This window comes from Sphingomonas sp. Ag1 (genome assembly GCF_000980895.1).
In the GTDB taxonomy this organism is placed as follows: domain Bacteria; phylum Pseudomonadota; class Alphaproteobacteria; order Sphingomonadales; family Sphingomonadaceae; genus Sphingomonas; species Sphingomonas panaciterrae.
Genome location: NZ_LAZX01000094.1, coordinates 1,168,986 through 1,191,330 on the forward strand (window position 1 = coordinate 1,168,986; position 22,345 = coordinate 1,191,330).

Sequence of the window (22,345 nt, forward strand, 5' to 3'; positions counted from 1 at the left end):
CTCTATCGGCCGCTTACTGCCAGGATCCGATATCGGCATTGATCCCCTCGCCGCCTTCCTTCCCGTCGGCGCCGTTGGTCCAGACGTCGAACGCGCCATGCTTGCCCGGCGAGGCGTAGAGATAGGCATTGCCCCACGGGTCATCCGGCAGCTTCTTGATATAGCCGCCCGCCTGATAGGCCGCCGGATTGGCAAGCCCGGCGGGCGCGGACGTCAGCGCCGCCAGCCCCTGCGCCGTGGTCGGGTAATTGCTCTGCTGCAGCCGGTACATTTCCAGCGCCTGCTCGATCGTGGCGATATCGGCCTTCGCCTTCTGCACCCGCGCCGTATCGCCCGAAGGGATCACGTTCAGCGCGACGATCGTCGCCAGCAGGCCGATGATGACGATCACCACCATCAGCTCGACGAGGGTAAAGCCGTTCTTCTTCCGACGCTTGTTGGTCTGTGTTCGCATAATGTCTCTCATTGCCCGGCCAGCGTGTTGAGCTGGAGGATGGGAAGCAGGATCGCTAGCACGATCGTCGCCACCACGCCGCCCATGACGACGATGATGGCCGGTTCCAGCAGCGACATCGCCGTCGCGGTGAAGCGATCGAACTCGCGCTCCAGATAGTCGGCGGCGCGCTCCAGCATTTCGTCGAGCTGCCCCGCCGCCTCGCCCGACGCCGCAAGATAGGTGAGCAGCGGGGGGAATACGCCGGCGCGCCGCATCGCCGCGGACAGGCTGCCGCCGCCACGGATCGCGTCGGTGATCTCATCCGACGCCAGCTTCAGCCGCCGGTTGTGGATCGTGCCGGCGGTGAGCGTGAGCCCCTCGAGCAGCGGCAGACGGCTCGCCACCATCGTCGCCAGAGTACGCGCCATGCGCGCGGCATGAAGATCGCGCAGCAGCCGTCCCAGCAAGGGGATCCGCAGCAACCAGCTGTCGAACGCCAGCCGGATCGGTGGCTGACGCAGCGCGACGACAAACCCGGCGACCGCGGCGCCAAGCACCAGCAGCATCAGCCACCACCAGCGGACCAGCAAGTCCGAGATGCCGATCACGATGCGGGTCAGCAGCGGCAGTTGCTGCCCCACCGTGTCGAACTGCTCCACCACCTGCGGGACGACGAAGATCATCAGCGCAGCCACCACGCCAGTCGCGACAAGCGCGAGAATGACGGGATAGGCGAGCGCGGTCAGCAACTTGCCGCGTATTTCTGTCTGCCGCTCGAGCAGCGTCGACAGCCGTTCCAATATCGCCGGCAACGTGCCGGAGCTTTCGCCCGCCGCGATCATCGCGCGGTACAATGGCGGAAAGCTTCGTGGCTCGCGCGCCATCGCATCGGCCAGCCGCCGCCCCTCGACGACGCCGGCATGGACATTCTCCACGACGGCGCGAACCTTGTCCTGTTCGGTCTGGCGCGTGATCGTCCGCAGCGATTCTTCCAGCGGCGAGACTCGCGACAGCGTCGCCAGCTGCCGCGTGAACAGCGTCAGCTGCTTGGCCGACATCTTCGGCGCGCCAAGTTGCAGGCCGAACAGCGGGCGACCGCGCGCTGCCGGCGCACTGCCCGGCGCGATCCTCACCACGTACAGCCGCCGGCGATCCAGCGTCGCGCGCGCCGCCTCCATGCTCGCTGCGGCAATATGCCCGCGCATTTCCTGGCCGCGCGTGTCGATCGCCAGATAGTCGAAATCAGCCATCCGAACGCGCCATGGATCGGACGCCGGCCAGGGGTCGCTCAGCCATCGGTATCACGGCGTGACACGCGCACGGCCTCCTCGGCCGTGGTCACGCCCTGTTCCACCATCCGGCGGGCCGCACTGGTCAGCGTGTCGCTGCGCGCAAAGGCATGGGCGGCGATGGCGCTTTCATCAGCCCCGTCGTTGATCATCCGGCGTATGGTATCGTCGATGCGGATGGCCTCGAACACGCCGACCCGGCCCTTGTATCCGGTGCCGTTGCACTCGGCACAGCCCTGCGCAGCATAAACGGTCGCGTCGCGCGCGATGCCCAGCAGCGGTGCCACCGTGTCATGCGCTGGCACCGCGCGCCGGCACGCCGGGCACAGCCGCCGGACCAGCCGCTGCGCGATCACCGCGCGCAACGTGGAGGCGAGCAGGAACGGCTCCACCTTCATGTCGCGCATGCGCGTGATCGCGCCTATCGCGTCATTGGTGTGCACCGTGGAGAGCACCAGATGGCCGGTCAGCGAGGCCTGCACAGCGATCTCGGCCGTCTCGCGGTCGCGGATTTCGCCGACCATCACCACGTCCGGGTCCTGACGCAGGATCGCACGCAGTCCCGCGGCGAAGGTCAGCCCGACCTTGGCATTGACCTGCGTCTGGCCGACCCCCTCGACGGCATATTCAACCGGGTCCTCAACCGTCAGGATGTTGCGGCTGCCGTCGTTCAGCAGACGAAGCGCGGCGTAGAGTGTGGTCGTCTTGCCGCTGCCGGTCGGGCCGGTCACCAGCACGATGCCATTTGGTTCGTTGATCGCCCCTTCCAGCAGATCGTGCATCGCGCGCGACATGCCCAAAGCGTCGAGATCGATCCCGGCATTGTCCTTGTCGAGGATACGCAGCACCACCCGCTCGCCCGCCCGGCTCGGCAGCGTGGACACGCGCACGTCGAGCAGCTTGCCGCCCAGCGTCAGCCCCATCCGCCCGTCCTGCGGCACACGGCGCTCGGCAATGTCGAGCCGCGCCATCACCTTGATCCGGCTCACCACCACCGGGGCAACATGCGGCGGCATGCGCAGCGTCTCGCGCAGCACGCCGTCGATCCGCATCCGCACGACCAGCCCGGTCTCGTACGGCTCGATATGGATGTCCGACACGCCGTTGCGCGCCGCATCGGCGATCACGCCGTTGATCAGGCGGATCGCCGGCGCATCGTCCGCCGTGTCGAGCAGATCCTCGGCAGTGGGGATGCCGTCGGCCAGCAGGTCGAGCTCATCCCCCATGCCCACGGCGGCAAGCGCGGTCGCCTGACCGTCCATCGCATAATTGTCGCCCAGCAGCCGGTCGAAGGCCGCCGGTTCCAGCACGACCACGTCGAACGGACGCCCCAGCACACGCCGCACCTCGATCAGCGCCTTGGGATCTCCGCCCTCGCGCAACGCCACCGCCTCGCCCGACAGCGTCACGCCGAACTTGCGCGCAAAGGCATAGGGCAGCGCGACAAAGTCCAGCTCGAGCACCGGGGTGACAGCAGACCCGGTCACAGGGTCCGGCGCATCCGCCCCGATATCGGGCACGACCATGGCGTCAGGGATGGTGCCGGCGACACCAGCCCCCTCCGCGTCGACAGACAGGTCGTGCCCGGTGCGGATCATCTGTCGCGCCGCTTGATGGTGACGGCGGAATTGCGCTGCACGGGCACCTGGATCCTCGGATCCTCGATATTGCCCGGCACCGGCGCGGAGGGGATCGGCGCCGCCGCCCCCATGTAATCGCGCACCAGTTCGTCGATCGACGGCTCGCGCGCGGGATCATGCAGCCCCTGCTGCAACCGCAGATAGCCGTAGCGCTGCTCGGTCACCCGGCGGTTGTCCTCCGGTGTGCGCAGGATAGTGGGGCGAATGAAGACCATCAGGTTCGTCTTCGTGCGCTGCTTGCCCTTTGATCGGAACAGATTTCCCAGCACCGGAATGTCACCCAGCAGCGGCAGCTTTTCCAATGTGCGCCGCTCGTCGTCGCTCAGCAAGCCGCCGATGATCGCGATCTGTCCGTCGTCGACGGTCAGCGTGGTCTCCACCTCGCGCTTGTTGAGGATCAGGTCCGAATTGTCGTTGCTGACCGGGCCGGCGATCGAACTGACCTGCTGGTGCAGGAACAGCTTGATCGACCCGCTGGAGTTCACCTGCGGCCGTACCTCCAGCTGGATGCCGACATTCTCGCGCTGCACCGTGCGGAAGGCGTTGTCGAAATTCTGGCTCAGCGCCTCGCCGGTGGTGATCGGGATTTCCTGGCCGACCAGGATACGCGCTTCCTGATTGTCGAGCGTGATGAGGCTCGGCGCCTGCAGCAGGTTCGATGTCGTGTCGGATTTCACCGCATTGATGATCGCGCCGAACACCGTGTCGCCGCCCAGCGTACCGCCATAACCGCCAAAGGCGCCGCTCGCCCCCAGCACTGAATTCAGCGCCTGTTGCGCCAGCGCGTCGGCGGCGGGATTGGGCGTGCTCGTCGTGGTGCGCGACCCATCGGCACCGACGACGGTGGTGGTGGTCCCGCCGATCTCGCGCGCAGCGACCGCGCCAGCGATGGTCAACAGGCTGGGCGCGGTGTTGGAGAAGCTCGTCGCCCCGAACGCCCCGCCCGACAGGCTGCCCAGCAGGAACTGGAAGCCGAGCCGGCTGGCCGTCTGATCGGACACTTCCGCCACGATCGCCTCCACCAGCACCTGTTCGCGGCGCGTATCCAGTTGGCGGACCACCTCGCTCAACTGGCGCTGGATATCGGCCGGCGCCGCGATGACGATCGCATTGGCGCCGACGAAGCGTGTCACCACCGCCGGCGCGCGGCCGCCCTGCGCCTGCACCGCCGGCGTGCCGCTGGCCCCGCCCCCCGGCGCCGCCTGGCTCTGCGTTTGCCCGCCGGTGTTCACCGTGGGTTGACCGCCGGCGTTTCCGCCATTGGTAGAGGCGCCGAAATTCGACTGGCTCAGCTGATTCTGCGGGATCGTATCGGGCGTTTGCCCGACAAGTTGCTGCAGGACGGGCAGCAATTGCCCGGCATCGGCATGTTCGAGGAACACGACCCGGATCTCGGTCCCGCTCTTTGCCTTCTGGTCGAGATCCGCGGCGACCTGCGCCAGCCGGGCGACGGTGGTCGGGTCACCGCGCAGCGCGACCGAGTTGGCGCCTTCAACCGCGACCACGCTGGCCGTCGCCGTCTGCCCCTGCGCGGGCGTCCCGATCAGGCCCTGCAGCGCCGTCGCGATATCGCGCGCGCCGGCATTGCGCAGCGCGATCACCCGCGTCGAATTGTTGTCGGTATCGATCCGCCGCAGCACTTCACGCACGCGGCGCACATTGTCGGCGAAATCGGCAATGACGATCGAACTGCCGGCGCGATTGGCGCTGACCGATCCCTGCGCCGACACCAGTGGCCGCACCGTATCCACCGCCGATTGCGCATCGACCGAACGAAGCCGCACGATCTCCGTCACGAACTGGTTGCGCGCCGCGCCCGCGCTGCCGATCCGCCCCGGATTGGCGGCGGCATTCTCGATCGGCTGGACGCGCAGCGCGCCATTGGCGGTCGGCACCGTCACCAGCCCGTTGGCGCGCAGCGTGGACAGGAACACCTCGAAATATTCCGATCGGCTGAGCGGTCGGTCAGTGACGACGGTCACCTTGCCCTGCACCCGGCTGTCAATGATGAAGGTACGCCCCGTGACCTTGGCGGCATCGGCGATGAACGCGCGAATGTCGGCGTCGCGCACGTTGAGCGTGGTCTGCGCCTGCACCGGCGCGGCAAGCACGGCTGCGGCGAGCACCGGCGCGAGCGCCGATGCCAGGATCCAGTGCTTCATTGTCCGGTCACCTGAACGCTCAACGCCACCGTCTGCCCCCCTCGTTCCACCGTCAGGCCGATCGTGCCCCCACCGGCAAATTGCGCGGACAGCCGCTCGATGTCACCCGGTCCCTGCACCGCCCGCCCGCCAATCTCGGTCACGATATCGCCGTCGCGCAGGCCGGCCGCCCGAAAGGCCGCGCCCGATCCCGCCGGCCGGACTACCAGTCCGTTCATCCGGCCGCCTTCGACGCGTGGCACGAAGCCGATCTCGTTCTGGAACTGCTGGACCGTGATCCCTGCCGTCGTAGGTGCGGCGGCCGGCTGCGGCACGCCGGGCGCCGGAGCCGGGACAGCGGCAGCCGCTGCGCCGTCAGACTGATCGAGGAACAGGTCCTCGCGCGCCCCGCCGCGCTCCAGCGTGACATGGTCGAATGCCACCGCGCGCAGCACCACGCCGGGGATGATCTCCTCGCCGACCGCGACGCTTTGCTGCACCCCGTCGGGGCCCGCCAGTATGGCCGAGCCGCGTCCGGTCGCTTCGTCGATGCGGGTGCCGAACAGCTTCAGCTGCAACGATGTCACCACGGCAGGACCGCTGCTCGCCGCCCCGCTGATGCGGTAGAACGGATCGAAACCGCGCAGCACCTCGCCGGGCGCGATCGGCAATGTCGGCCCCGCCGGCCGCCATTCACCCAGCGGGGTCACCGGCGTCACCACCGTCCACACCAGCCGCGCGCCCTGCACCGCCAGCGCCGCCAGCAGCGCCAGTTCCGCCAGCGAATACACATTCACCACGGGGATCCGCCGCAGAAGCGCTCGCGCACGAGCGTCGAAACTCAATCGCATGTGCTTGCCAATCCCCGCCCCGGCCGCCGCCCGGCCGCCGCTATGTCCGTGATGTTACAGCGCGATTGCAGCCAAGTGTAATAATTCCGCACTGGCCCCTCTCGCGATCGGCTGGCACACCCTGCGGCGATGCGGAATATTGCTCCCGACCCCCGGCTCGTCGGCGACCATGATGGCACCGTCGCCGCACGGCTCACCGCTGTCCCGGGGGTGCAGCGTGTACCTACCCCGCGCGCCAGCCTGTTCCTGCTACGCGACTTTCTGGATGCCGAGACCTGCGCGGCGCTGATCGCGCTGATCGAGGCCGATCGCCGCCCCTCCACCGTCTCCGACGCCAATGGCGATTCGGCATATCGCACCAGCGAGACCTGCGATCTTGCCGCGGCCCATCCGGTGGTTCACCGCGTGGAGCAGGCGATTGCCGAACTGACCGGGATCGACCCCGCCTATGGCGAACCGCTGCAGGGCCAGCGCTATGCGATCGGGCAGGAGTTCAAGGCGCACACGGACTATTTCGAGCCCGGCGGGATCGACTTTCATCGTTACTGCGCGGTCGCCGGAAACCGCACCTGGACGGTGATGGCCTATCTGAACGCGCCCGAGGCCGGCGGCGCGACCCGCTTCAAGGCGCTCGACAAGACGATCCAGCCCGAACCGGGCAAGCTCGTCGCCTGGAACAACCGCCGCGACGACGGCACGCCCAATCCCGCCACCATTCACCACGGGATGAAGGTGCGCGCCGGCGTCAAATACGTCATCACCAAATGGTTTCGCGAGCGCCCGTGGGGCTGACCCTGCGCGCCGCACCGGGCGCGCAGAGCCGTATCATCCGGCCGATCAGAAGGTGACGCTGGCGCCCAGCGTGAACAGCCGGCCCTGCTCGAACCGGTTGATATACACCCGGCGCCCGCCCTCGAACGTCTGATATTCCTGATATTTCGTACCGGACAGGTTGCGCGCCTCGCCCTTGATCTCGACACGCGTGCCAAGGAAGTCGACCGTCTGGCGCGCCACGAAATCGACCCGGATGCCGGGCCGCTCGATGATGTCGGGCTGGAACCCGACACCGCCCAGCAGCGACGGCCCGCGGTTGGTCACGCGGTCGCTGGCGTAGTTGAACAGCAGCGTCAGCTGCGTTTCATTGTCCTTGTCCTCATAGCCCAGCTGCAGGTTGACGAGATGGTCGGACTGCCCCGTCAGCGGCGCGCCGTCACGGAACTGGAGGTTCGCCGGCGCGAAGCCACCCGGGCATCCGCCAAGCGACACACCCAGCACGCTCGGCACGCATTCGGAATTCGCCGTGATCTTGGACTGGGTGTAGGTGTAGTTGGCAATGAGGACCGCGCGCTTGCCGCCCAGGCTCTCCGAGATGAAATCGAGCGGGAAATACTTCTGCGCCTCGATCTCGCCGCCCCACAATGTCGCCTTGGGCAGATAGGTGAAGCCGGTCTGCAACCGTGCATCCGGCGTCGGATAGAAGCCGACCTGCTCGATCGGATTGTCGATCCTCTTGTAGAAGCCCGCTGCGGTCAGACGCTGGTCACGGTCGAAGAACCATTCGTAGCGCGCTTCCAGATTGTAGAGCTCCGAGTCGCGCAGCAACGGGTTGCCGAAGAACAGGCGATCCGATTCGAAGTCGCGGAACGCCTGCGGCGCCAGCTCGCGGAACTGCGGACGCGCGATCGTCTTTGCCGCCGCAAGCCGCAGCTGCATGTCGGCCGCGAAATTCCACGTCAGCGTCGCCGCCGGCAGGAAATAATCGTTGTTGAGCCGCGTGGACGGCGCCGCCAGCGGTGTCACCGTCTGCTTGGCGGTTTCGTAACGCACGCCGATGATCGCGCGCACCCCGTCGATCGCCTCCGCCTCGGCCTGCACATAGCCGGCATGGATCAGCAGGCTCGCATCATAGCGGGTCGATCCGTTCAGGCCCGCATCGAACCGCAGCTGCACCGCATTGCTCGCCGGTGTTCCCGTGGTCGCCACCGGGCAGCCGTTCAGCACCTCTGGCGACAGCAGGTAATCGGGGCGATACAGGTTGCACGGGAACGGGATCGCCCCGCCTGCGACCGTCTGGTAGGTGTAGGGCAGGCGCGTCGAGGTCCGCTCGTTCTGCGAGTAATAATAGCCCGCCGACAGCGTGAACGGCCGGTCGCCCGGCAGCTTGTAGGCGACGTCCGCCTGCCCCGAATACAGATCCTCGTTCAGCTCGCTGAACACCACCGTGGCAAAGCGGCCGAACGAGTTGCTCGCCTCCCACACGCCGGGGCATTGCAGCTCCGACCCGCCGACCGAATTGGCGCCCGTCACATTGTAGCTGGTGTTGCAGTTATAGACGAACTGCCGCTCGTACGGCGAATTGCGCTTGGAATTGGCATAAGCGCCGCGGACGTCCAGCGACAGATCCTCGACCGGCTTGAACTCGCCGACCAGCTGAGTCTCGATCAGCTGCCGCTCGAACCAGTTGGTGTTCTGCTGGAACAGCGGGTTGCCCGACGAATTGTTGTACACCGTCGCCGCCGAGGCACGCCCCTGCTTCAGCGTGTCGTGGATATAGACATTGGTCCAGCGGATGCGGTTCTCGTCAAACTCATAGCCGAGGCCGAGCATCCCGTTCACCACCGCGCGCATGTCGGTGATGACGGTGTTGAAATCGTTGCGCAGCGTGCCGTCTTCGCTGATCGTATCCTGCTGCAACGTGGCGCGGGTGCGCCAGGTGTTGGAGACGCTGCCGGTCGCGATCATGCCGACGCGCCCCGCTCCCAGATCGCCCGTCAGGCCGACGTTGATGTCGGCCGACCAGTTCGCCGGGATGTCGCCGTTGCGCTGGAGCAGCGTGGTGCGCGCATTGGACAGCTGCGCCACCTGCTCGGTCGGGATGATGCCGCTGCCCTGCGCCCCGTTGCGGATGAAATCCGGCACCTTGCGCTCGCCATTGTCATAACCGAGCCAGTCGGTCTTGGACCCGTAATAGGTATAGCCCAGCTTGCCGGTGGTCTGGGTATCAATCCCGCCCGACGCGCCGATCGTGACGAAATTCTCGTCCGGGATCGCCTTGGTCGTCAGGTTGATGACGCCGCCGCCGAACTCACCCGGATAATTCACCGAATAGGTCTTCTGGACCAGCGCCGACCCGACGATGGTCGTCGGGAAGATGTCCAGCGGCACGGTGCGGCGCAGCGGCTCGGGGCTGGGCAGCGGCGATCCGTTGAGCAGCGCCGAGGAATAGCGATCGCCGAGGCCACGTACGAAGACATAGCCATTGCCGACCACCGACAGGCCGGTGACTCGCGTCAGCGCGCCCGCGATGTCGCCCTCACCCGTCCGCGCGATGTCGGCGCTCGACAGTACGCTGATGACTTGCGCCGTCGAGCGCACCGTATTGGGGATGTTGCGCCCCACCACCACGATGTCACCGCCGGACGAGGCGTCGATCCCCGGCGCGGAGACCTCCGGGACGCCCTGTTCGGCGTCGGGCTGAGCGGCGGTTTCTACCTGCGGCCGGGCGGGATCGACGCCGGTCGACATGGTGCTGGTGGCCGGCGGCCCGGCAGGCGTGCTCGTGGAGGGCGCGACCTGGGCCAGGGCGGCCGGCGCGACCAGCGTGGTCGTGAGAAGAAGCAGGGTGGAATAAGCGGTGCGCTGGCGCAGCATGGTCGGGCCTTCCGGTCAGATGGCAATGGGCGGGCCCGCGGCCGCGTCGAAACGCTCGCCGGGGCCCGCCTTGGTCATGGATGCCGAAGGGGGCTCAGCGGCCCTGGCACTGGAAATAGACCGAGTTGAAGGTCGGCGGGCCGACATCCTGCAGGTCGGCATTCGCCGGCCGGATCGTCGTGCGGTTCGCGCCCTCGCCCGCACCGGCGACGATGTTGATGCACGCCTGCCCGGCGGCGGATTTCACCACGCCGTTGATGAAGGCGAAGTCCGCACCGCCACGCAGGCGGATCGCGGCCGGCGCCGACGGCGTGGTCTGGATGAAGGTGAAGTTGGCGTAGCGGCCGTAGGTGCGCGGCAGCAGGTCTTCCGAACCGTTCGAATCGATTTCGGTCGCGAAGGAATCGGCGGTCGTGCCCGACGGCTTCTGCGCGGCGATGATGAACTGCATGAATCCGCGCCAGCCGTTGTCGACGTCGAACGCGTCGTCGTCCGACCCGGTCACCGCAAAATATTTGAGGTTGGTCGTGCCGCCGAAGATCTCGATCCCGTCATCGGCCGAATTGTGGCTCTGCACGTGGTCGATCGTCGTGCCGCTGCCCGTGCCGCCCAGCGTCAGCCCCTGCAGCTCGTTGCCCTCGCTGATCGCGATGCCGGTATAGCGGATCTGGACATAGCGCAGCGTGCCCGAATTGCTCGCCTGGTTCGGCCCGCCATAGAAGCGGCCGGTCACGCCCTCGATGGGGTTCTGGCAGCTGGTGCTGGTGCCACCTGCATTGTTCGGGCCGGTGCCCGTGGCGCACACCGCGGTCGGCGCCTGGCCCAGGATGACGAGGCCGCCCCAGAAGCCCTGCGAGGCTTCCGACACCCCGTTATTGGTCAAATTCTGCTGCGCGGTGAAGATGATCGGCGCTTCGGCGGTGCCGACCGCGTTGATCTGCGCGCCGCGGTTGACGAGGATCAGGTCGTTGGAGCTCTCGCTCGAATCCGCCGCCAGCACCACGCCCGGCGCGATCGTCAGCACCACGCCCGAGGCGGCGCCGGTCGAGCCGACATCGGTGCCCACTTCGGTCTGCCCGCGGAAGCGGTAGAAGACCCCCGGGATCTTCGGCAGCGTCAGGCTGGTGGTGATCGTCTGCGGCAGGCGGCATGCCTTGAAGCCGCCGACGGTCACATTGTCATCGATCGTGCCAGTCGGGCAGGCCGTGCCCGCCGCCAGCGTGCCGATGTTCGGCACCGCGGTGCAGGCAGCCGTCGTGCCACCGAAATTCGCCGAGGTCGAATTGCAGGTCCAGCCCTGGAACGAGGTGTCATTGGGGCCATTCAGCGCGCCGACGAAGTTCGTCGCGGTGAAGAACGGGTTGATCGTGGCCGGGTTCGTCGCCGGGGTCAGCGAGGTCGCGCTGACCGGATAGACACCGTTCAGCCCCGCGAAGCCGTTGACGTTGTTGTTGGCGCCCGCGTTGACGATGGCGAGCTGCTCTTCGGCGGTGATGGTGACGCCGCTCTGCGTCGTCGCAAGCGCGAACTGCGCCGCAGTGATCGGGCCGGGGTTCGGCGTGCCGGTCGGCGCGGGGGTCGGGGTCGGGGCCGGCGTGACGATCACGTCGATGTTGCCCGCGCCCGGCGAAGCGACGCCGTCAGCGCCGCCACAAGCGGCCAGCAAAAGGCAGGCGGTACCGGCAAGAAACTGATTGCGGCGGCTGAAGCTCAGCATGTCTCACTCCCGTTGAACAGACGGTCCGTCCCCTGGACCGGAAGCGAGTCGAGCTGATTGCCCGCCGCCCTCCCCAGCGCCGCTAGGCGCGGCGCGTGACAGCCGCGTGGAGGTTCAGGGTCGGATGCGTGACGATACTGTTTCGGATCCGTGACAGCGCACGGCCGGCTTTATTCGTCGATGCCGAAGTTCAGGCTGCGCGAGACGAGCGGGTCGGCGACACCGACCAGCAGATAGGCGATGAACTGCTTCGCCCGCTGCCACAGGCCGGTCGCCGCCATGTAGCGGTCCAGCGTGATCTCCTCCGACTGGGCGATCTCGCCATCGATATATTGCCGGACATGGGCGGCGAACGCCGGGTCGTCGATCCGCAGCATCAGCTCGAGGTTGATGAACAGGCTGCGCATGTCGAAATTGGCGCTGCCGATGTGAACCGCATCGTCGATCGCGTACAATTTGGTGTGCAGCTTGGTCGGCAGATATTCGAACACCCGGATGCCCCGCCGCAACAGCCCGCGATAGGTGAAGCGCGCCGCGGCGATCGTCGCATTGTTGTCGGACTTGCGCGCCGTGACGACACGAACCTGCTGTCCCAGCCGCCCGGCCCTGTCGATCCGCCGCAGCAGATTGGGGCTCGGCGTGAAATAGGCCGCGATGATGTCGATCCTGCGTGCCTTGCTCATGTCGCGTCGGATCGCGCGGGCCCAGGGCGACAGGCGCCGAGTCGGTCCGCCGATCAGCCAGCGCACCGGCCCGGCATGTTCGCTCCACTGCGACAACGCACGGTTCACGTGGCGCAGCTTGCCGTCATCGGACCGCACCCAGGCCCGAAGCGCGTCAAAATAGCCGGCGATCCGCGCCGCCGCCGGCCCCTCCATCAACAGGCCAAGATCGCGCCACGCCTGGTCGCCGGTGGTGCCGAAATAATCGTCCTCGATGTTGAACCCGCCGATGATGATGCGCGGATTGGCCTCCTCCGCATCGGCCAGCGCCAGCTTCTGGTGGTTGCGCAGCAGGTAGCGTCGGCCCAGCCGCGGTACGAAGCGGCAGACATGGACCCCCGCCTCGTCCAGCGGATCGAAGAAGCGCCGATCGGCGGCCTCGTCGCTGCCGAATCCGTCGACGATCAGGTTCACGTCGACACCGCGGCGCGCCGCCGCGATCAGCGCCGCATTCACCCGCTCTCCCGCCTGATCATCGGCGTAGATATAATAAAGAATGCGCAGCGATCGCGTGGCCCCCGCGATCAGGTCGATCAGCGCGTCGAGCCGCTCCGGACCCTCGACCAGCAGGCGCAATCGGTTTCCGTCTACGGTGAAGGGCGCTGCATGGTTCATCCGCCCTGCCTTGGCCGTCCGGGCCCGCAGCGGCAAGGACGCGCTTTTCTTGACTTCCCCAAGCCCCTCCCCTAGATCGCCGTCCTTCATCCAGCGATAGTTAAGCGAAGGAAGCGTCTATGGCGCGCGTCACGGTCGAGGATTGCGTCGACAAGATCCCGAACCGGTTCGATCTGGTTCTGCTCGCAGCACAGCGTGCGCGGCAGGTGTCCGGTGGCGCCGAGCTGACGATCGATCGCGATCGGGATAAGAACCCGGTGGTCGCGCTGCGCGAGATCGCTGAACAGACGGTCAAGCCCAAGGATCTGAAGGAAGCCGTGGTGCAGAGCCTGCAGCGCGTCCAGATCGACGACGAGGAAGAGGCGGATGCCGTCGGCTCGCTGGCCGCATCGGCAGAGGCGCTCCGCCTCACCGCCGCTGCCCCGCCGCGCAACCAGAACCTGGGTGCCGACTACGACGGCTGACGCCCGCGTCGGCCGGCGCAGCGATCGGCCGCACCAGCGTTGAAAACCAAAAAAGCCGCGGCATCCGTCGCGGCTTTTTTGTTGTCCTCGTTCGCTGCCCGCAGAGTTGATGGCGTGGCCTCCTGTCGCCGAGGTCCGCCAGTAGCTGCTTGAGGATTCAGCGACTTACGCGACGGCGGATAGGTCTATTCCCCTATCGCGGCTCCTTCCTTCTTCGATGATTGTAGCTCTTCCGGCGCGTGGCGCACGAAGCAGGCCGCCAGAATCGCGCATGTCGGGAAGGAGAGACCCATGGCTGAAAGCGAGCAACTCACCTTGATGCGCGAGGAACGCGCGGCGCGGCGGGGCGCCGGGCGGCGTGACTTCTTCAAGCTGGCAGCCGCGGGTGCGGTCGGTCTGGGCGCCGCCGGGCTCGCCGGGCGTGCAGCGGCCCAATCCACCGCGCCCAGCGATACCGATCTCCTCAATTTCGCGCTCAACCTCGAATATCTCGAGGCGCAATTCTACAGCTTCGCCGCGATCGGCACCGGCATTCCACCCAATCTGCTGACCGGAACGCAGACGCAGGGCGCCGCCACCGGCGCGCGCAAGGCCAACCTGCAGGATCCGGTGGTGATCCAATATGCGCGGGAAATCGCCTCGGACGAACTGGCGCATGTCACCACGCTGCGGCGCGTGCTGGGCTCCGCCGTCGTTGCCCAGCCGGCGATTGATCTGTCGCCGCAGATCTTCACCACCGCCGCTACGTTGGCGGGGATCGACCTGTCGGCCAGCGGCGGGGTGTTCGATCCCTATGCCAGCGACGATAACTTCCTGCTCGCCGCCTATATTTTCGAGGATGTCGGCGTCACAGCCTACAAGGGTGCGGCGCCGCTGCTCAGCGATATCGACAATATCGACGGGGCGGCCGGCATCCTCGCGGCGGAGGGCTTCCATGCCGGGATCATCCGCGGCGCGCTTTATCGCCGCGGGGTGGAAATCCCCGCCTTGTGGACCGACACCGACAAGATTTCCGCGCTGCGCAATCAGGTCGACGGCAACGTCAATTCGCCCGGACCGCCCCAGCGTGTCGCCAATGACGATTCCGGTGTCTCGCCGGTGCAGACGCAATTCGGCCTCACCGCCAATTTCGTCCCCACCGACAGCAACGGGATCGTCTTCAGCCGCAACGCCGAACAGGTGCACAACATCGCGTACCTGACGCCCAATGCGGCGACATCGGGCGGCTTCTTCCCCAACGGGACCAACAATCCGAACCCGGCGCTGCGCCGCTCGGGCGCGAACTGAGGAGGCGGCGATGAGCGACAAGATGGAATTCCTCGACCTCATGGAGCGTGCCGAGACCCAGCGGCAGGCGCGGCGCAACTTCATCCGCCTGTGCGGCGGAGCAGCAGCGATGACCGGCGGCCTGTCACTGCTGGCGGCGTGCGATGACGACGATGACGATGGCCCCTTCCCACCCCCGCCCCCGCCCGGGCCCGGCCCCTCTCCTACCCCGCCGGCCTTGACCGATCAGGACGTCCTGAACTTCGCGCTGCAGCTCGAATATCTGGAGGGCAATTATTATTCCTATGCGGTCTCCGGACAGGGCATCCCCGCCGCGCTGCAGACCGGCACGGGCGCACAGGGCAATGTCGTGACAGGGACGGGTCCAGGCGCGGCACGCCAGGTGTCCTTCACCGATCCAGTGGTTCAGCAATATGCGCGCGAAATCGCCTTTGACGAGATCGGCCATATTACCTTGCTGCGCGGCGCCCTGGGCAGCGCAGCGACGGCGCAACCGGTCATCAACCTGTCGGGCAGCGCAACGGTAACGGTGGGCAATGCAACGCCGGTTGGCGCCTTCACCGCGGCGGCCCGGGCGGCGGGCGTGGTCGGGCCCAACGCCATCTTCGATCCCTTCGCCAATGACGAGAACTTCCTGATCGGGTCGTATCTCCTCACCGACGTCGGGGTCAGCGCCTATCGCGGCGCGGCGCGGCTCATCACCAACAAGACCTTCCTGGAGGCATCGGCCGGCATCCTCGCCACCGAATGCTACCATGACGGGGTGATCCGGGCGGAACTGTGGCGGCGCGGGCTGACCGTACCCGCCATCTACGATGCCGTCGCGCGGCTCTCCGCCGGGCGCGACGCGCTCGATGGCTCGTTCGATCTCGATCAGGACATCGGCAATGCAGCGGTCGCCAATCTGGTCCCGACCGATCCGGGCGGCCTCGTCCTCGGGCGAACCGGGCGGCAAGTGCTGAACGTCGTCTATCTCAACCCGGCGGCTACGCAGGGCGGCGGCTTCTTCCCCTCGGGTGTGAACGGGACAATCCGTGACAGCGGCGGCCCGTAAGCCTCGTCAGCCTTAGCCAGCGGCGGCCGCATCACCTCCCCCGTGATGCGGCCGCATTTGTTATGGAGCCTGCCGGTTCCGCGGCCGATCAATCCTGATCGGCGTCGCTTTCGTCTCGCTCAGCCACGTCGCCGCGCCGGCCCTTGAAGCCCTGCGCCACGACGAACCACTCCACCGATCCCTTGCGGCTCGACGGCGGCTTGGCGTGTTTCACCGTGGCAAAATTCTTCTTCAGCAGCGCAACCAGCGTCGAATCCGCACCCCCGGCGAAAACCTTGGCGACGAACGTCCCGCCCGGCTTCAGCACGCTGATCGCAAAGTCGCTCGCCGCCTCGACCAGCGCCATCGTGCGCAACGCATCGGTCTGCGGATGGCCGACGGTGTTCGCCGCCATGTCGGACAGCACGATGTCGGGTGCACCGCCCAGTTCGGCGATCAGCCGGTCGGGTGCTTCGTCCGCCATGAAGTCCATCTGCAGGATCGTCACGCCGTCCAGCGGGTCGACCGGCAACAGGTCGATGCCGACCACCGCCGCCCCCGGCAGCTTGCGCCGCACCACCTGGCTCCACCCGCCCGGCGCCATGCCCAGATCGACGATCCGCTTGCCGCCACGCAGGAAGCCGAAGCGCTCGTCCAGCTCGATCAGCTTGTACGCCGCCCGGCTGCGATACCCTTCGGCCTTGGCGCGCTTGACGTACGGATCGTTCAGCTGCCGCTCCAGCCAGCGCGTCGACTGCGCCGTGCGCCCACGCGCCGTCTTCACGCGCGTGCGAAGTCCGCCCCCACCCCTCATGCCGCAGACGCCATCAGGCGGCGAAGGATGCCCTCGCGAATGCCACGATCCGCCACGCCCAGCCGCTCGGCTGGCCACAGGTCCAGGATCGTCTCCAGGATGGCGCATCCTGCGACGACCAGATCGGCGCGTTCGCGGCCGATGCACGGCAGCTTCGCGCGCTCGGCGATCGGCAGATGCGCCAGCCGCTGGCTGATCGCACGCATCGACGCCGCCGGCGCGATCAGTCCATCGACCTGCGCACGGTCATACCGGTCCAGCCCCAGGTGGACGCTGGCCAGCGTCGTCACCGTCCCCGACGTGCCCAGCAGCCGCCGTGGCCCTTCGACCTTCGGCAGCCGCGCGGCAAAGGGCGCAAAGCTTTCGCGCACCAGGTTGCACATCCGCTCATAGGCGCTCGCCAGGCCCACCGCGCCATCACCGTCGCCGCCGCCAGCGCTCTCGGTCAGCGACACGACGCCCCAGGGGGCCGAATGCCAGTCGATCACCGTCGGCACGGTCGTGGAGGTATCGATCAGCACCAGTTCGGTCGATCCTCCGCCGATGTCGAACACCAGCGCCGGGGCATTGCCCGGTTCCAGCAGCACATGGCAGCCAAGCACGGCCAGCCGCGCCTCTTCCTCTGCCGATATCACGTCGAGATGAATGCCCGTTTCCCCATAAGCGCGCTCGATGAACGCCGGTCCGTTGGTGGCGCGCCGGCAGGCCTCGGTCGCAACCGACCGCGCCAGCGTGACGTTGCGCCGTTTCAGCTTGTCGGCGCAGATCCGAAGCGCGCCGATCGTCCGTTCGATTGCCGCGTCCGACAGTCGCCCGCTGGTCGCCAGCCCCTCGCCCAGCCGGACGATTCGCGAAAAGGCGTCCACCACCGCGAAACCATCGCCCTGCGGCCGGGCAATCAACAGCCTGCAATTGTTGGTGCCGAGATCCAGCGCGGCATAATGGCGCGCGAAATGCTGGCGAAAAGGGGCCGATTGGTGACCCTCCAGTGCCGAACGGGCGCGGCGATGATCGCGCCGGTACGGCAGGTCGGCGTGATGATGCGCCACGTGCCGTCGTCTTTCTTTTGTTCTTCCGTCGCGGGTTGGCCCGCCCGGTGCTTGGTAGCGAAGCTAGCGTGCACCGCCCCCCACTGCAACCCGCGCACGCAATCAGGTGCTTGACCTTGCGAAACAGCGGGATTAGAGGCGCCCTCCTGTCGCTGCTTCATCGCTGCGACGCGGCTGTTGCCCGATCCTCTAATGGTAAGAGAGCGGACTCTGACTCCGTCAATCAAGGTTCGAATCCTTGTCGGGCATCCACCTTTCTATCTTCGCCGGCGCACCAAAGGCCGCTGACGTTCCTGCTGGCAAGCCACCACGGCGCCCCCTGTTTTCCTGAATAGCGCGCGGGTTGCCCATGCTGATCCTGTCCTTGCTGCTCCAGGCAGCGGTTGCCACGCCCACGCCCGGCCTGCCGCCTCAGCCACCCGCAACCATGGTGGTGGAACCGGTCGGCATGCTGATCGCGACCTTCGACACCGATGGCGACGCCCGCGTTACCAAGGCGGAGCTTGAGGCCGGCGTTCGCCGCACCTTCGAGGCGATGGACACCGGTCGCACCGGCTCGCTTGGCTATATCGCCTTTGCCGATTGGGCGGAGCGGTATCTGGGCGATCGCAATGCCCTGCCCAGCCCGTTCGAGACTGATCGCAACGCCGACAACCGGATCACGCTGGATGAGCTTCAGGCAACGCTGGCCGGCTATTTCGCGCGTTTCGATCGCGATCGCGACGCGGTCGTGACTCGGGCCGAACTGCTCACCATCCGCGCCAACGCCACGCGCTCAACCCCCGATCTGCCGCCCGACGGCAAGAAGAAGAAGCGCTCCCGCCGATGACCGATCGTTTTGCCTTCACCATCGCCGCCACTGACGGTGCTGCCCGCACCGGCAGCATCGCCATGCACCGCGGCACCATCCGCACCCCCGCCTTCATGCCGGTCGGCACCGCCGCCACGGTGAAGGCGATGAAGCCGGCCGATGTCGAGGCGGCGGGCGCGGACATCATCCTGGGCAACACCTATCATCTCATGCTGCGCCCAGGCGCGGAGCGGGTCGCGCGGCTCGGCGGGCTTCACCGCTTCATGGGCTGGAACAAGCCGATCCTGACCGATTCGGGTGGCTATCAGGTGATGAGCCTGTCCGATCTCACCAAAAGGTCGGAAGAAGGCATCACCTTCAAATCGCACCTCGACGGTACCCGCCACCTGCTCAGCCCGGAACGCTCGATCGAGATCCAGCGGCTGCTCGGCTCCAACATCGTCATGGCATTCGACGAGCTGGTGCCGACCACGTCGACGCGCGAGGTGCAGGCCGCGGCAATGGAACGCTCGATGCGCTGGGCACGCCGCAGCCGCGACGCTTTCGACAGCGGCGGCGATCATGCCGCGCAGAACGCCATCTTCGGCATCCAGCAGGGCGCGCTCGACGAGGGGCTTCGCCGCACCTCCGCCGACGCGCTGATCGACATCGGCTTCGACGGCTATGCGATCGGCGGCCTCGCGGTCGGCGAGGGGCAGGAGGCGATGTTCGCCTGCCTCGATTTCGCCCCCGGCCAGCTACCCGCCGATCGCCCTCGCTACCTGATGGGCGTCGGCAAGCCCGACGATATCGTCGGCGCGGTGGAGCGCGGCATCGACATGTTCGATTGCGTGCTGCCGACCCGCTCGGGCCGCACCGGTCAGGCGTTCACCCGCTCGGGTCCGATCAACATCCGCAACGCGCGCTTCAACGAGGATCAGGGTCCGCTTGATCCCGAATGCGGCTGCCCGACCTGCGCCACCTGGAGCCGCGCCTACCTCCATCATCTGGTCCGCGCGGGCGAGATCCTCGGCGCCATGCTGATGACCGAGCACAATATCTTCTTCTACGAAACGCTGATGGCCGACCTGCGCTCTGCGATCGCCGAACAGAGGCTCAAAGCCTTTGCCGATGCGTTCCGGTCGCGGTACCAGCGCGGCAAAGGAGAGTAAGCGTGTCTGACGAACCCAACGAAATTCTCGCCGCCGCCGCTGCCGCCAAGCAGCATGAAACCGCCGCCAAGGATGCCAAGGCCGCGCGTCAAAAGCGTGGCTGGGATCTGGGCAAGATCGGGCTCGGCGTCGGCATCGGCTCCGCCGCCATCGCGGCCGCCGTCCTCTTCACCCGCAAGAAGGACTGACGCGACAACGGGCGTGCGCCGGTTCGGCCAGCGACACGCCCTCGCTTCTGTTTGCGCCGCCGCGACGGCGCCCCGGTCGACCGGCGATCATCCCCGCGGCACGCGGATCCGATCACCGCTCCCCCTCAGCCCGCCAGATCCTTGAACGCGGCATCCTTGTCCGTCCGGATCTCGCCCGGCAGGCCAAGCACCCGCTCGGCGATGATGTTCTTCAGGATCTCGTCGGTGCCGCCCGCGATGCGCAGGCCCGGCGCGTTCATCACCGCGCCTTGGAATAGCCCCTTCAGCGGCAGCAGCGCGGGATCGTTGATGATCCCATACTGATCCTCCGCCTCGACCGCGGCATTGCCCAGGTCCTGAAGCACGTTGGCGGCGATGATCTTGCCGATCGAGCTTTCCGGCCCCGGCGTCTGCCCGCGGCTCAGCGCGGTCATCGTGCGCATCCGGGTGTTCTTGAGCCCCTCGGACTGGACGTACCAGTCGGCCAGCCGCTGGCGGAACGCGCTGTCCTTGATCAGCGGGCCGTCCGCCGCGTCCAGATCCTTGGCCAGCGCCAGTATCTCCTTCGGGCTCGCTCCGCTCGCCCCGCCGACCGCGAGCCGCTCGTTCATCAGCGTGACCAGCGCGACCTTCCAGCCGTCGTCCACCGCACCCAGCCGCTGTGCGTCGGGAATGCGAACGTCGGTGAAATACACTTCGTTGAAGTTCGAGCCGCCCGACATCTGGTGGATCGGCCGAATTTCGACGCCCGGCGATTTCAGGTCGAGCCAGAACATCGTCAGGCCCTTGTGCTTGGGCACGTCCGGGTTGGTGCGCACCAGGACGATGCCATAGTCCGAATAATGCGCGCCGGACGTCCACACCTTCTGGCCGTTCACCACCCAATCGTCGCCGTCACGCACCGCGCGGGTACGGATCGCCGCCACGTCGGAGCCACCGGCGGGCTCGGAGAACAATTGCGACCAGATCTCCTCGCCGCGCAGCGCCGGCCCGACGAAGCGCTTCTTGGTGTCGGCATCGGCGAACGCCATCACCGTCGGCACGCACATGCCAAGGCCGATGGTGAAATAGCCGTACTGAACGGGGAACTTGGCCTCTTCCTGGCCAAAGATCACCGACTGGATCGGCGTGCCGCCGGCCCCGCCCCATTCCTTGGGCCAGGTGATCTGCGCATAGCCCGCCTCGGCCTTGCGCCGCTGCCATGCCTTGCCCGCCGCCATGTCGTCGGCGTGGTTCATCGCCTTGTGCTCGGCGACGTTCTTTTCCAGCCAGGCGCGCGCCTTGGCGCGATAGTCGGCTTCTTCCGGGGTATCGTTGAAGTCCATCTCGCTATCCTCTCACGCGCTCAGGCGGCGTTCTTCATTTCAAGCTGGCTCACCAGCCGCTCACGCCACGTCGCGGGCGCACCCGCCACGAGGCTGAGCTGCCGCGAGCGACGGTAATAAAGCTGCGGGTCCGCTTCCCAGGTGAAGCCGATACCGCCATGCGTCTGGATATTTTCCTTGGCGGCGAACCAGAACGCCTCGCTGGCCGCGACGCGCGCGGTCGCCGCCGCCAGCGGCAGCTCGCCCGCATCGGTATTGAGCGCCCAGGCGCCATAATAAGCGTTCGACCGCGCGATCTCGTTCTTCACATAGATGTCGGCCAGCTTGTGCTTGATCGCCTGATAGCCGGCGATCGCGCGCCCAAAGGCATGGCGCTCCAGCGCATAGGCCTTGGCCATCTCCAGGCACTTGTCCGAACCGCCGACCTGCTCGAACGCCAGCAGGATCGCCGCGCGGTCGAACACCGCCTGCATAGCCGCAATGCCGTCCTCGTCCCCCAGCCGCTCGGCCGGCGCGCCGGAGAAGGTCAGCTTCGCCGCCGATCGCGTCGGGTCCAGCGTCGTCAGTACCTCGGCCGATACGCCCTCGCCCTTCTCGACCAGGTACAGCCCGTCCTTCGCCAGCACCACAATCAGGTCAGCGACATCGCCATCGGTCACCGGGATCTTCTCGCCGGTCAGCTTGCCGCCCGACACGCTGGTCTTGATCGACCGCGCCGTCACCGGCCCCTTGCCCTCGGTCGTCGCAAAGGCGCCGATCACCTCGCCAGCGGCGATCTTCGGCAGCCACTTGGCCTTCTGCTCCTGCGAGCCGAACTTCATCAGCGCCTCGGCAACGAAATACACCGTGGAGGCGAACGGGATCGGCGCGCACGCACGGCCCAGCTCCTCGGCCAGCGCGCACAGCTCGACATGGCCAAGGCCAAGCCCGCCGAACTCCTCGGGGATCGCCGCGCCCAGCCACCCCTGCTCCGCGACGCCCTTCCACAGCGCCTCGTCATAGGCGCAGTCGTCATGGTCGAGCACGCCGCGCACCACCTTGGCGTCGCACTTCGCGGCGAGGAACTTGCGCGCCTCGTCCTTCAGCATCTTCTGGTCGTCGGAATAATCGAAGTTCATCTAAACTCTCCCCGCCCGCGCCGTTCGTGCTTCGGCCATGCCC

General features: G+C 67.1%; 19 protein-coding genes and 1 tRNA gene. 8 read left to right on the forward strand and 12 right to left on the reverse strand.

The features are described 5' to 3' along the window. Positions 1 to 13: 13 nt before the first annotated feature. From gspG to XM50_RS18505, 5 genes are all read right to left on the reverse strand, one after another. Positions 14 to 454, reverse strand: coding sequence for a type II secretion system major pseudopilin GspG (gene gspG, locus XM50_RS18485; RefSeq protein WP_046411500.1), 441 nt, complete (start codon positions 452 to 454; stop codon positions 14 to 16). Between the two features lie 8 nt (positions 455 to 462). Further along, on the reverse strand, positions 463 to 1,686 hold the full coding sequence (gene gspF / locus XM50_RS18490; protein WP_046411502.1) for a type II secretion system inner membrane protein GspF: 1,224 nt from the start codon (positions 1,684 to 1,686) through the stop codon (positions 463 to 465). Positions 1,687 to 1,724: 38 nt separating this feature from the next. Continuing rightward, positions 1,725 to 3,251 (reverse strand): GspE/PulE family protein, encoded by a 1,527-nt coding sequence (locus tag XM50_RS18495; protein WP_046412009.1) that lies wholly within the window; start codon positions 3,249 to 3,251, stop codon positions 1,725 to 1,727. 68 nt (positions 3,252 to 3,319) lie between these two features. Then, entirely contained in the window at positions 3,320 to 5,527 is a 2,208-nt protein-coding gene (gspD, locus tag XM50_RS18500) for a type II secretion system secretin GspD (RefSeq protein ID WP_046411504.1), read from the reverse strand. Further along, positions 5,524 to 6,357 (reverse strand): type II secretion system protein N, encoded by an 834-nt coding sequence (locus tag XM50_RS18505; RefSeq protein ID WP_046411507.1) that lies wholly within the window; start codon positions 6,355 to 6,357, stop codon positions 5,524 to 5,526. The genes gspD and XM50_RS18505 overlap by 4 nt, the downstream gene beginning before the upstream one ends. 129 nt (positions 6,358 to 6,486) lie before the next feature. Here XM50_RS18505 and XM50_RS18510 point away from each other — a divergent pair, with 129 nt between their 5' ends. After that, complete coding sequence (locus XM50_RS18510; RefSeq protein ID WP_046411509.1) at positions 6,487 to 7,149, forward strand: prolyl hydroxylase family protein; 663 nt, start codon at positions 6,487 to 6,489, stop codon at positions 7,147 to 7,149. A gap of 45 nt (positions 7,150 to 7,194) precedes the next feature. Here the strand turns inward: XM50_RS18510 and XM50_RS18515 are convergent, their stop codons facing one another. From XM50_RS18515 to XM50_RS18525, 3 genes are all read right to left on the reverse strand, one after another. After that, on the reverse strand, positions 7,195 to 10,008 hold the full coding sequence (locus tag XM50_RS18515) for a TonB-dependent receptor domain-containing protein (protein ID WP_046411511.1): 2,814 nt from the start codon (positions 10,006 to 10,008) through the stop codon (positions 7,195 to 7,197). A gap of 94 nt (positions 10,009 to 10,102) precedes the next feature. Then, positions 10,103 to 11,725 carry a hypothetical protein gene (locus tag XM50_RS18520; RefSeq protein ID WP_046411512.1) on the reverse strand — a complete coding sequence of 541 codons (1,623 nt, stop codon included), beginning with the start codon at positions 11,723 to 11,725 and terminating at the stop codon, positions 10,103 to 10,105. A gap of 170 nt (positions 11,726 to 11,895) precedes the next feature. Continuing rightward, entirely contained in the window at positions 11,896 to 13,062 is a 1,167-nt protein-coding gene (locus XM50_RS18525) for a phospholipase D-like domain-containing protein (RefSeq protein ID WP_046412011.1), read from the reverse strand. 119 nt (positions 13,063 to 13,181) lie between these two features. Between XM50_RS18525 and rpoZ the strand changes: the two genes are divergently transcribed. The 3 genes from rpoZ (at position 13,182) to XM50_RS18540 (ending at position 15,867) form a co-directional block, all read left to right on the forward strand. Further along, complete coding sequence (gene rpoZ / locus XM50_RS18530; RefSeq protein ID WP_046411514.1) at positions 13,182 to 13,526, forward strand: DNA-directed RNA polymerase subunit omega; 345 nt, start codon at positions 13,182 to 13,184, stop codon at positions 13,524 to 13,526. 291 nt (positions 13,527 to 13,817) lie between these two features. After that, positions 13,818 to 14,813: a ferritin-like domain-containing protein gene (locus XM50_RS18535; RefSeq protein WP_046411516.1), complete on the forward strand. Its 996-nt coding sequence runs from the start codon at positions 13,818 to 13,820 to the stop codon at positions 14,811 to 14,813. A 10-nt stretch (positions 14,814 to 14,823) separates the two neighbouring features. Further along, a complete protein-coding gene (locus tag XM50_RS18540) occupies positions 14,824 to 15,867 on the forward strand; it encodes a ferritin-like domain-containing protein (RefSeq protein WP_046411517.1) in 1,044 nt (347 codons plus the stop codon). 88 nt (positions 15,868 to 15,955) lie between these two features. Here XM50_RS18540 and XM50_RS18545 read toward each other — a convergent pair whose 3' ends face one another. Continuing rightward, on the reverse strand, positions 15,956 to 16,660 hold the full coding sequence (locus XM50_RS18545) for an RlmE family RNA methyltransferase (protein ID WP_046411519.1): 705 nt from the start codon (positions 16,658 to 16,660) through the stop codon (positions 15,956 to 15,958). Then, on the reverse strand, positions 16,657 to 17,709 hold the full coding sequence (locus XM50_RS18550) for a Ppx/GppA phosphatase family protein (protein WP_136452271.1): 1,053 nt from the start codon (positions 17,707 to 17,709) through the stop codon (positions 16,657 to 16,659). The genes XM50_RS18545 and XM50_RS18550 overlap by 4 nt, the downstream gene beginning before the upstream one ends. 178 nt (positions 17,710 to 17,887) lie before the next feature. Between XM50_RS18550 and XM50_RS18555 the strand changes: the two genes are divergently transcribed. The 4 genes from XM50_RS18555 to XM50_RS18570 all read left to right on the forward strand — a co-directional run bounded on the left by XM50_RS18555 (position 17,888) and on the right by XM50_RS18570 (position 19,859). Beyond that, positions 17,888 to 17,961: transfer RNA gene (locus tag XM50_RS18555), tRNA-Gln, on the forward strand. A 97-nt stretch (positions 17,962 to 18,058) separates the two neighbouring features. Then, the gene (locus XM50_RS18560) at positions 18,059 to 18,538 is read left to right on the forward strand and encodes an EF-hand domain-containing protein (protein ID WP_046411521.1); all 480 of its coding nucleotides are present in this window, start codon (positions 18,059 to 18,061) and stop codon (positions 18,536 to 18,538) included. Continuing rightward, the gene (tgt, locus tag XM50_RS18565) at positions 18,535 to 19,671 is read left to right on the forward strand and encodes a tRNA guanosine(34) transglycosylase Tgt (RefSeq protein WP_046411523.1); all 1,137 of its coding nucleotides are present in this window, start codon (positions 18,535 to 18,537) and stop codon (positions 19,669 to 19,671) included. The genes XM50_RS18560 and tgt overlap by 4 nt, the downstream gene beginning before the upstream one ends. Positions 19,672 to 19,673: 2 nt before the next feature. Beyond that, positions 19,674 to 19,859 carry a hypothetical protein gene (locus tag XM50_RS18570; protein WP_046411525.1) on the forward strand — a complete coding sequence of 62 codons (186 nt, stop codon included), beginning with the start codon at positions 19,674 to 19,676 and terminating at the stop codon, positions 19,857 to 19,859. A 125-nt stretch (positions 19,860 to 19,984) separates the two neighbouring features. On the opposite strand, the gene XM50_RS18575 is transcribed toward XM50_RS18570, so the two are convergent. Both XM50_RS18575 and XM50_RS18580 read right to left on the reverse strand, forming a co-directional pair. After that, a complete protein-coding gene (locus XM50_RS18575) occupies positions 19,985 to 21,184 on the reverse strand; it encodes an acyl-CoA dehydrogenase family protein (RefSeq protein ID WP_046411527.1) in 1,200 nt (399 codons plus the stop codon). Between the two features lie 20 nt (positions 21,185 to 21,204). Continuing rightward, entirely contained in the window at positions 21,205 to 22,302 is a 1,098-nt protein-coding gene (locus XM50_RS18580) for an acyl-CoA dehydrogenase family protein (protein ID WP_046411529.1), read from the reverse strand. Positions 22,303 to 22,345: the final 43 nt, after the last annotated feature.

Excerpts from the sequence above, each read along its gene's own strand:
- gspG (WP_046411500.1), bottom strand. The coding sequence starts at position 454 with ATGCGAACACAGACCAACAAGCGTCGGAAGAAGAACGGCTTTACCCTC.
- gspF (WP_046411502.1), bottom strand. The coding sequence starts at position 1,686 with ATGGCTGATTTCGACTATCTGGCGATCGACACGCGCGGCCAGGAAATG.
- XM50_RS18495 (WP_046412009.1), bottom strand. The coding sequence starts at position 3,251 with ATGGTCGTGCCCGATATCGGGGCGGATGCGCCGGACCCTGTGACCGGG.
- gspD (WP_046411504.1), bottom strand. The coding sequence starts at position 5,527 with ATGAAGCACTGGATCCTGGCATCGGCGCTCGCGCCGGTGCTCGCCGCA.
- XM50_RS18505 (WP_046411507.1), bottom strand. The coding sequence starts at position 6,357 with ATGCGATTGAGTTTCGACGCTCGTGCGCGAGCGCTTCTGCGGCGGATC.
- XM50_RS18510 (WP_046411509.1), top strand. The coding sequence starts at position 6,487 with ATGCGGAATATTGCTCCCGACCCCCGGCTCGTCGGCGACCATGATGGC.
- XM50_RS18515 (WP_046411511.1), bottom strand. The coding sequence starts at position 10,008 with ATGCTGCGCCAGCGCACCGCTTATTCCACCCTGCTTCTTCTCACGACC.
- XM50_RS18520 (WP_046411512.1), bottom strand. The coding sequence starts at position 11,725 with ATGCTGAGCTTCAGCCGCCGCAATCAGTTTCTTGCCGGTACCGCCTGC.
- XM50_RS18525 (WP_046412011.1), bottom strand. The coding sequence starts at position 13,062 with ATGAACCATGCAGCGCCCTTCACCGTAGACGGAAACCGATTGCGCCTG.
- rpoZ (WP_046411514.1), top strand. The coding sequence starts at position 13,182 with ATGGCGCGCGTCACGGTCGAGGATTGCGTCGACAAGATCCCGAACCGG.
- XM50_RS18535 (WP_046411516.1), top strand. The coding sequence starts at position 13,818 with ATGGCTGAAAGCGAGCAACTCACCTTGATGCGCGAGGAACGCGCGGCG.
- XM50_RS18540 (WP_046411517.1), top strand. The coding sequence starts at position 14,824 with ATGAGCGACAAGATGGAATTCCTCGACCTCATGGAGCGTGCCGAGACC.
- XM50_RS18545 (WP_046411519.1), bottom strand. The coding sequence starts at position 16,660 with ATGAGGGGTGGGGGCGGACTTCGCACGCGCGTGAAGACGGCGCGTGGG.
- XM50_RS18560 (WP_046411521.1), top strand. The coding sequence starts at position 18,059 with ATGCTGATCCTGTCCTTGCTGCTCCAGGCAGCGGTTGCCACGCCCACG.
- tgt (WP_046411523.1), top strand. The coding sequence starts at position 18,535 with ATGACCGATCGTTTTGCCTTCACCATCGCCGCCACTGACGGTGCTGCC.
- XM50_RS18575 (WP_046411527.1), bottom strand. The coding sequence starts at position 21,184 with ATGGACTTCAACGATACCCCGGAAGAAGCCGACTATCGCGCCAAGGCG.
- XM50_RS18580 (WP_046411529.1), bottom strand. The coding sequence starts at position 22,302 with ATGAACTTCGATTATTCCGACGACCAGAAGATGCTGAAGGACGAGGCG.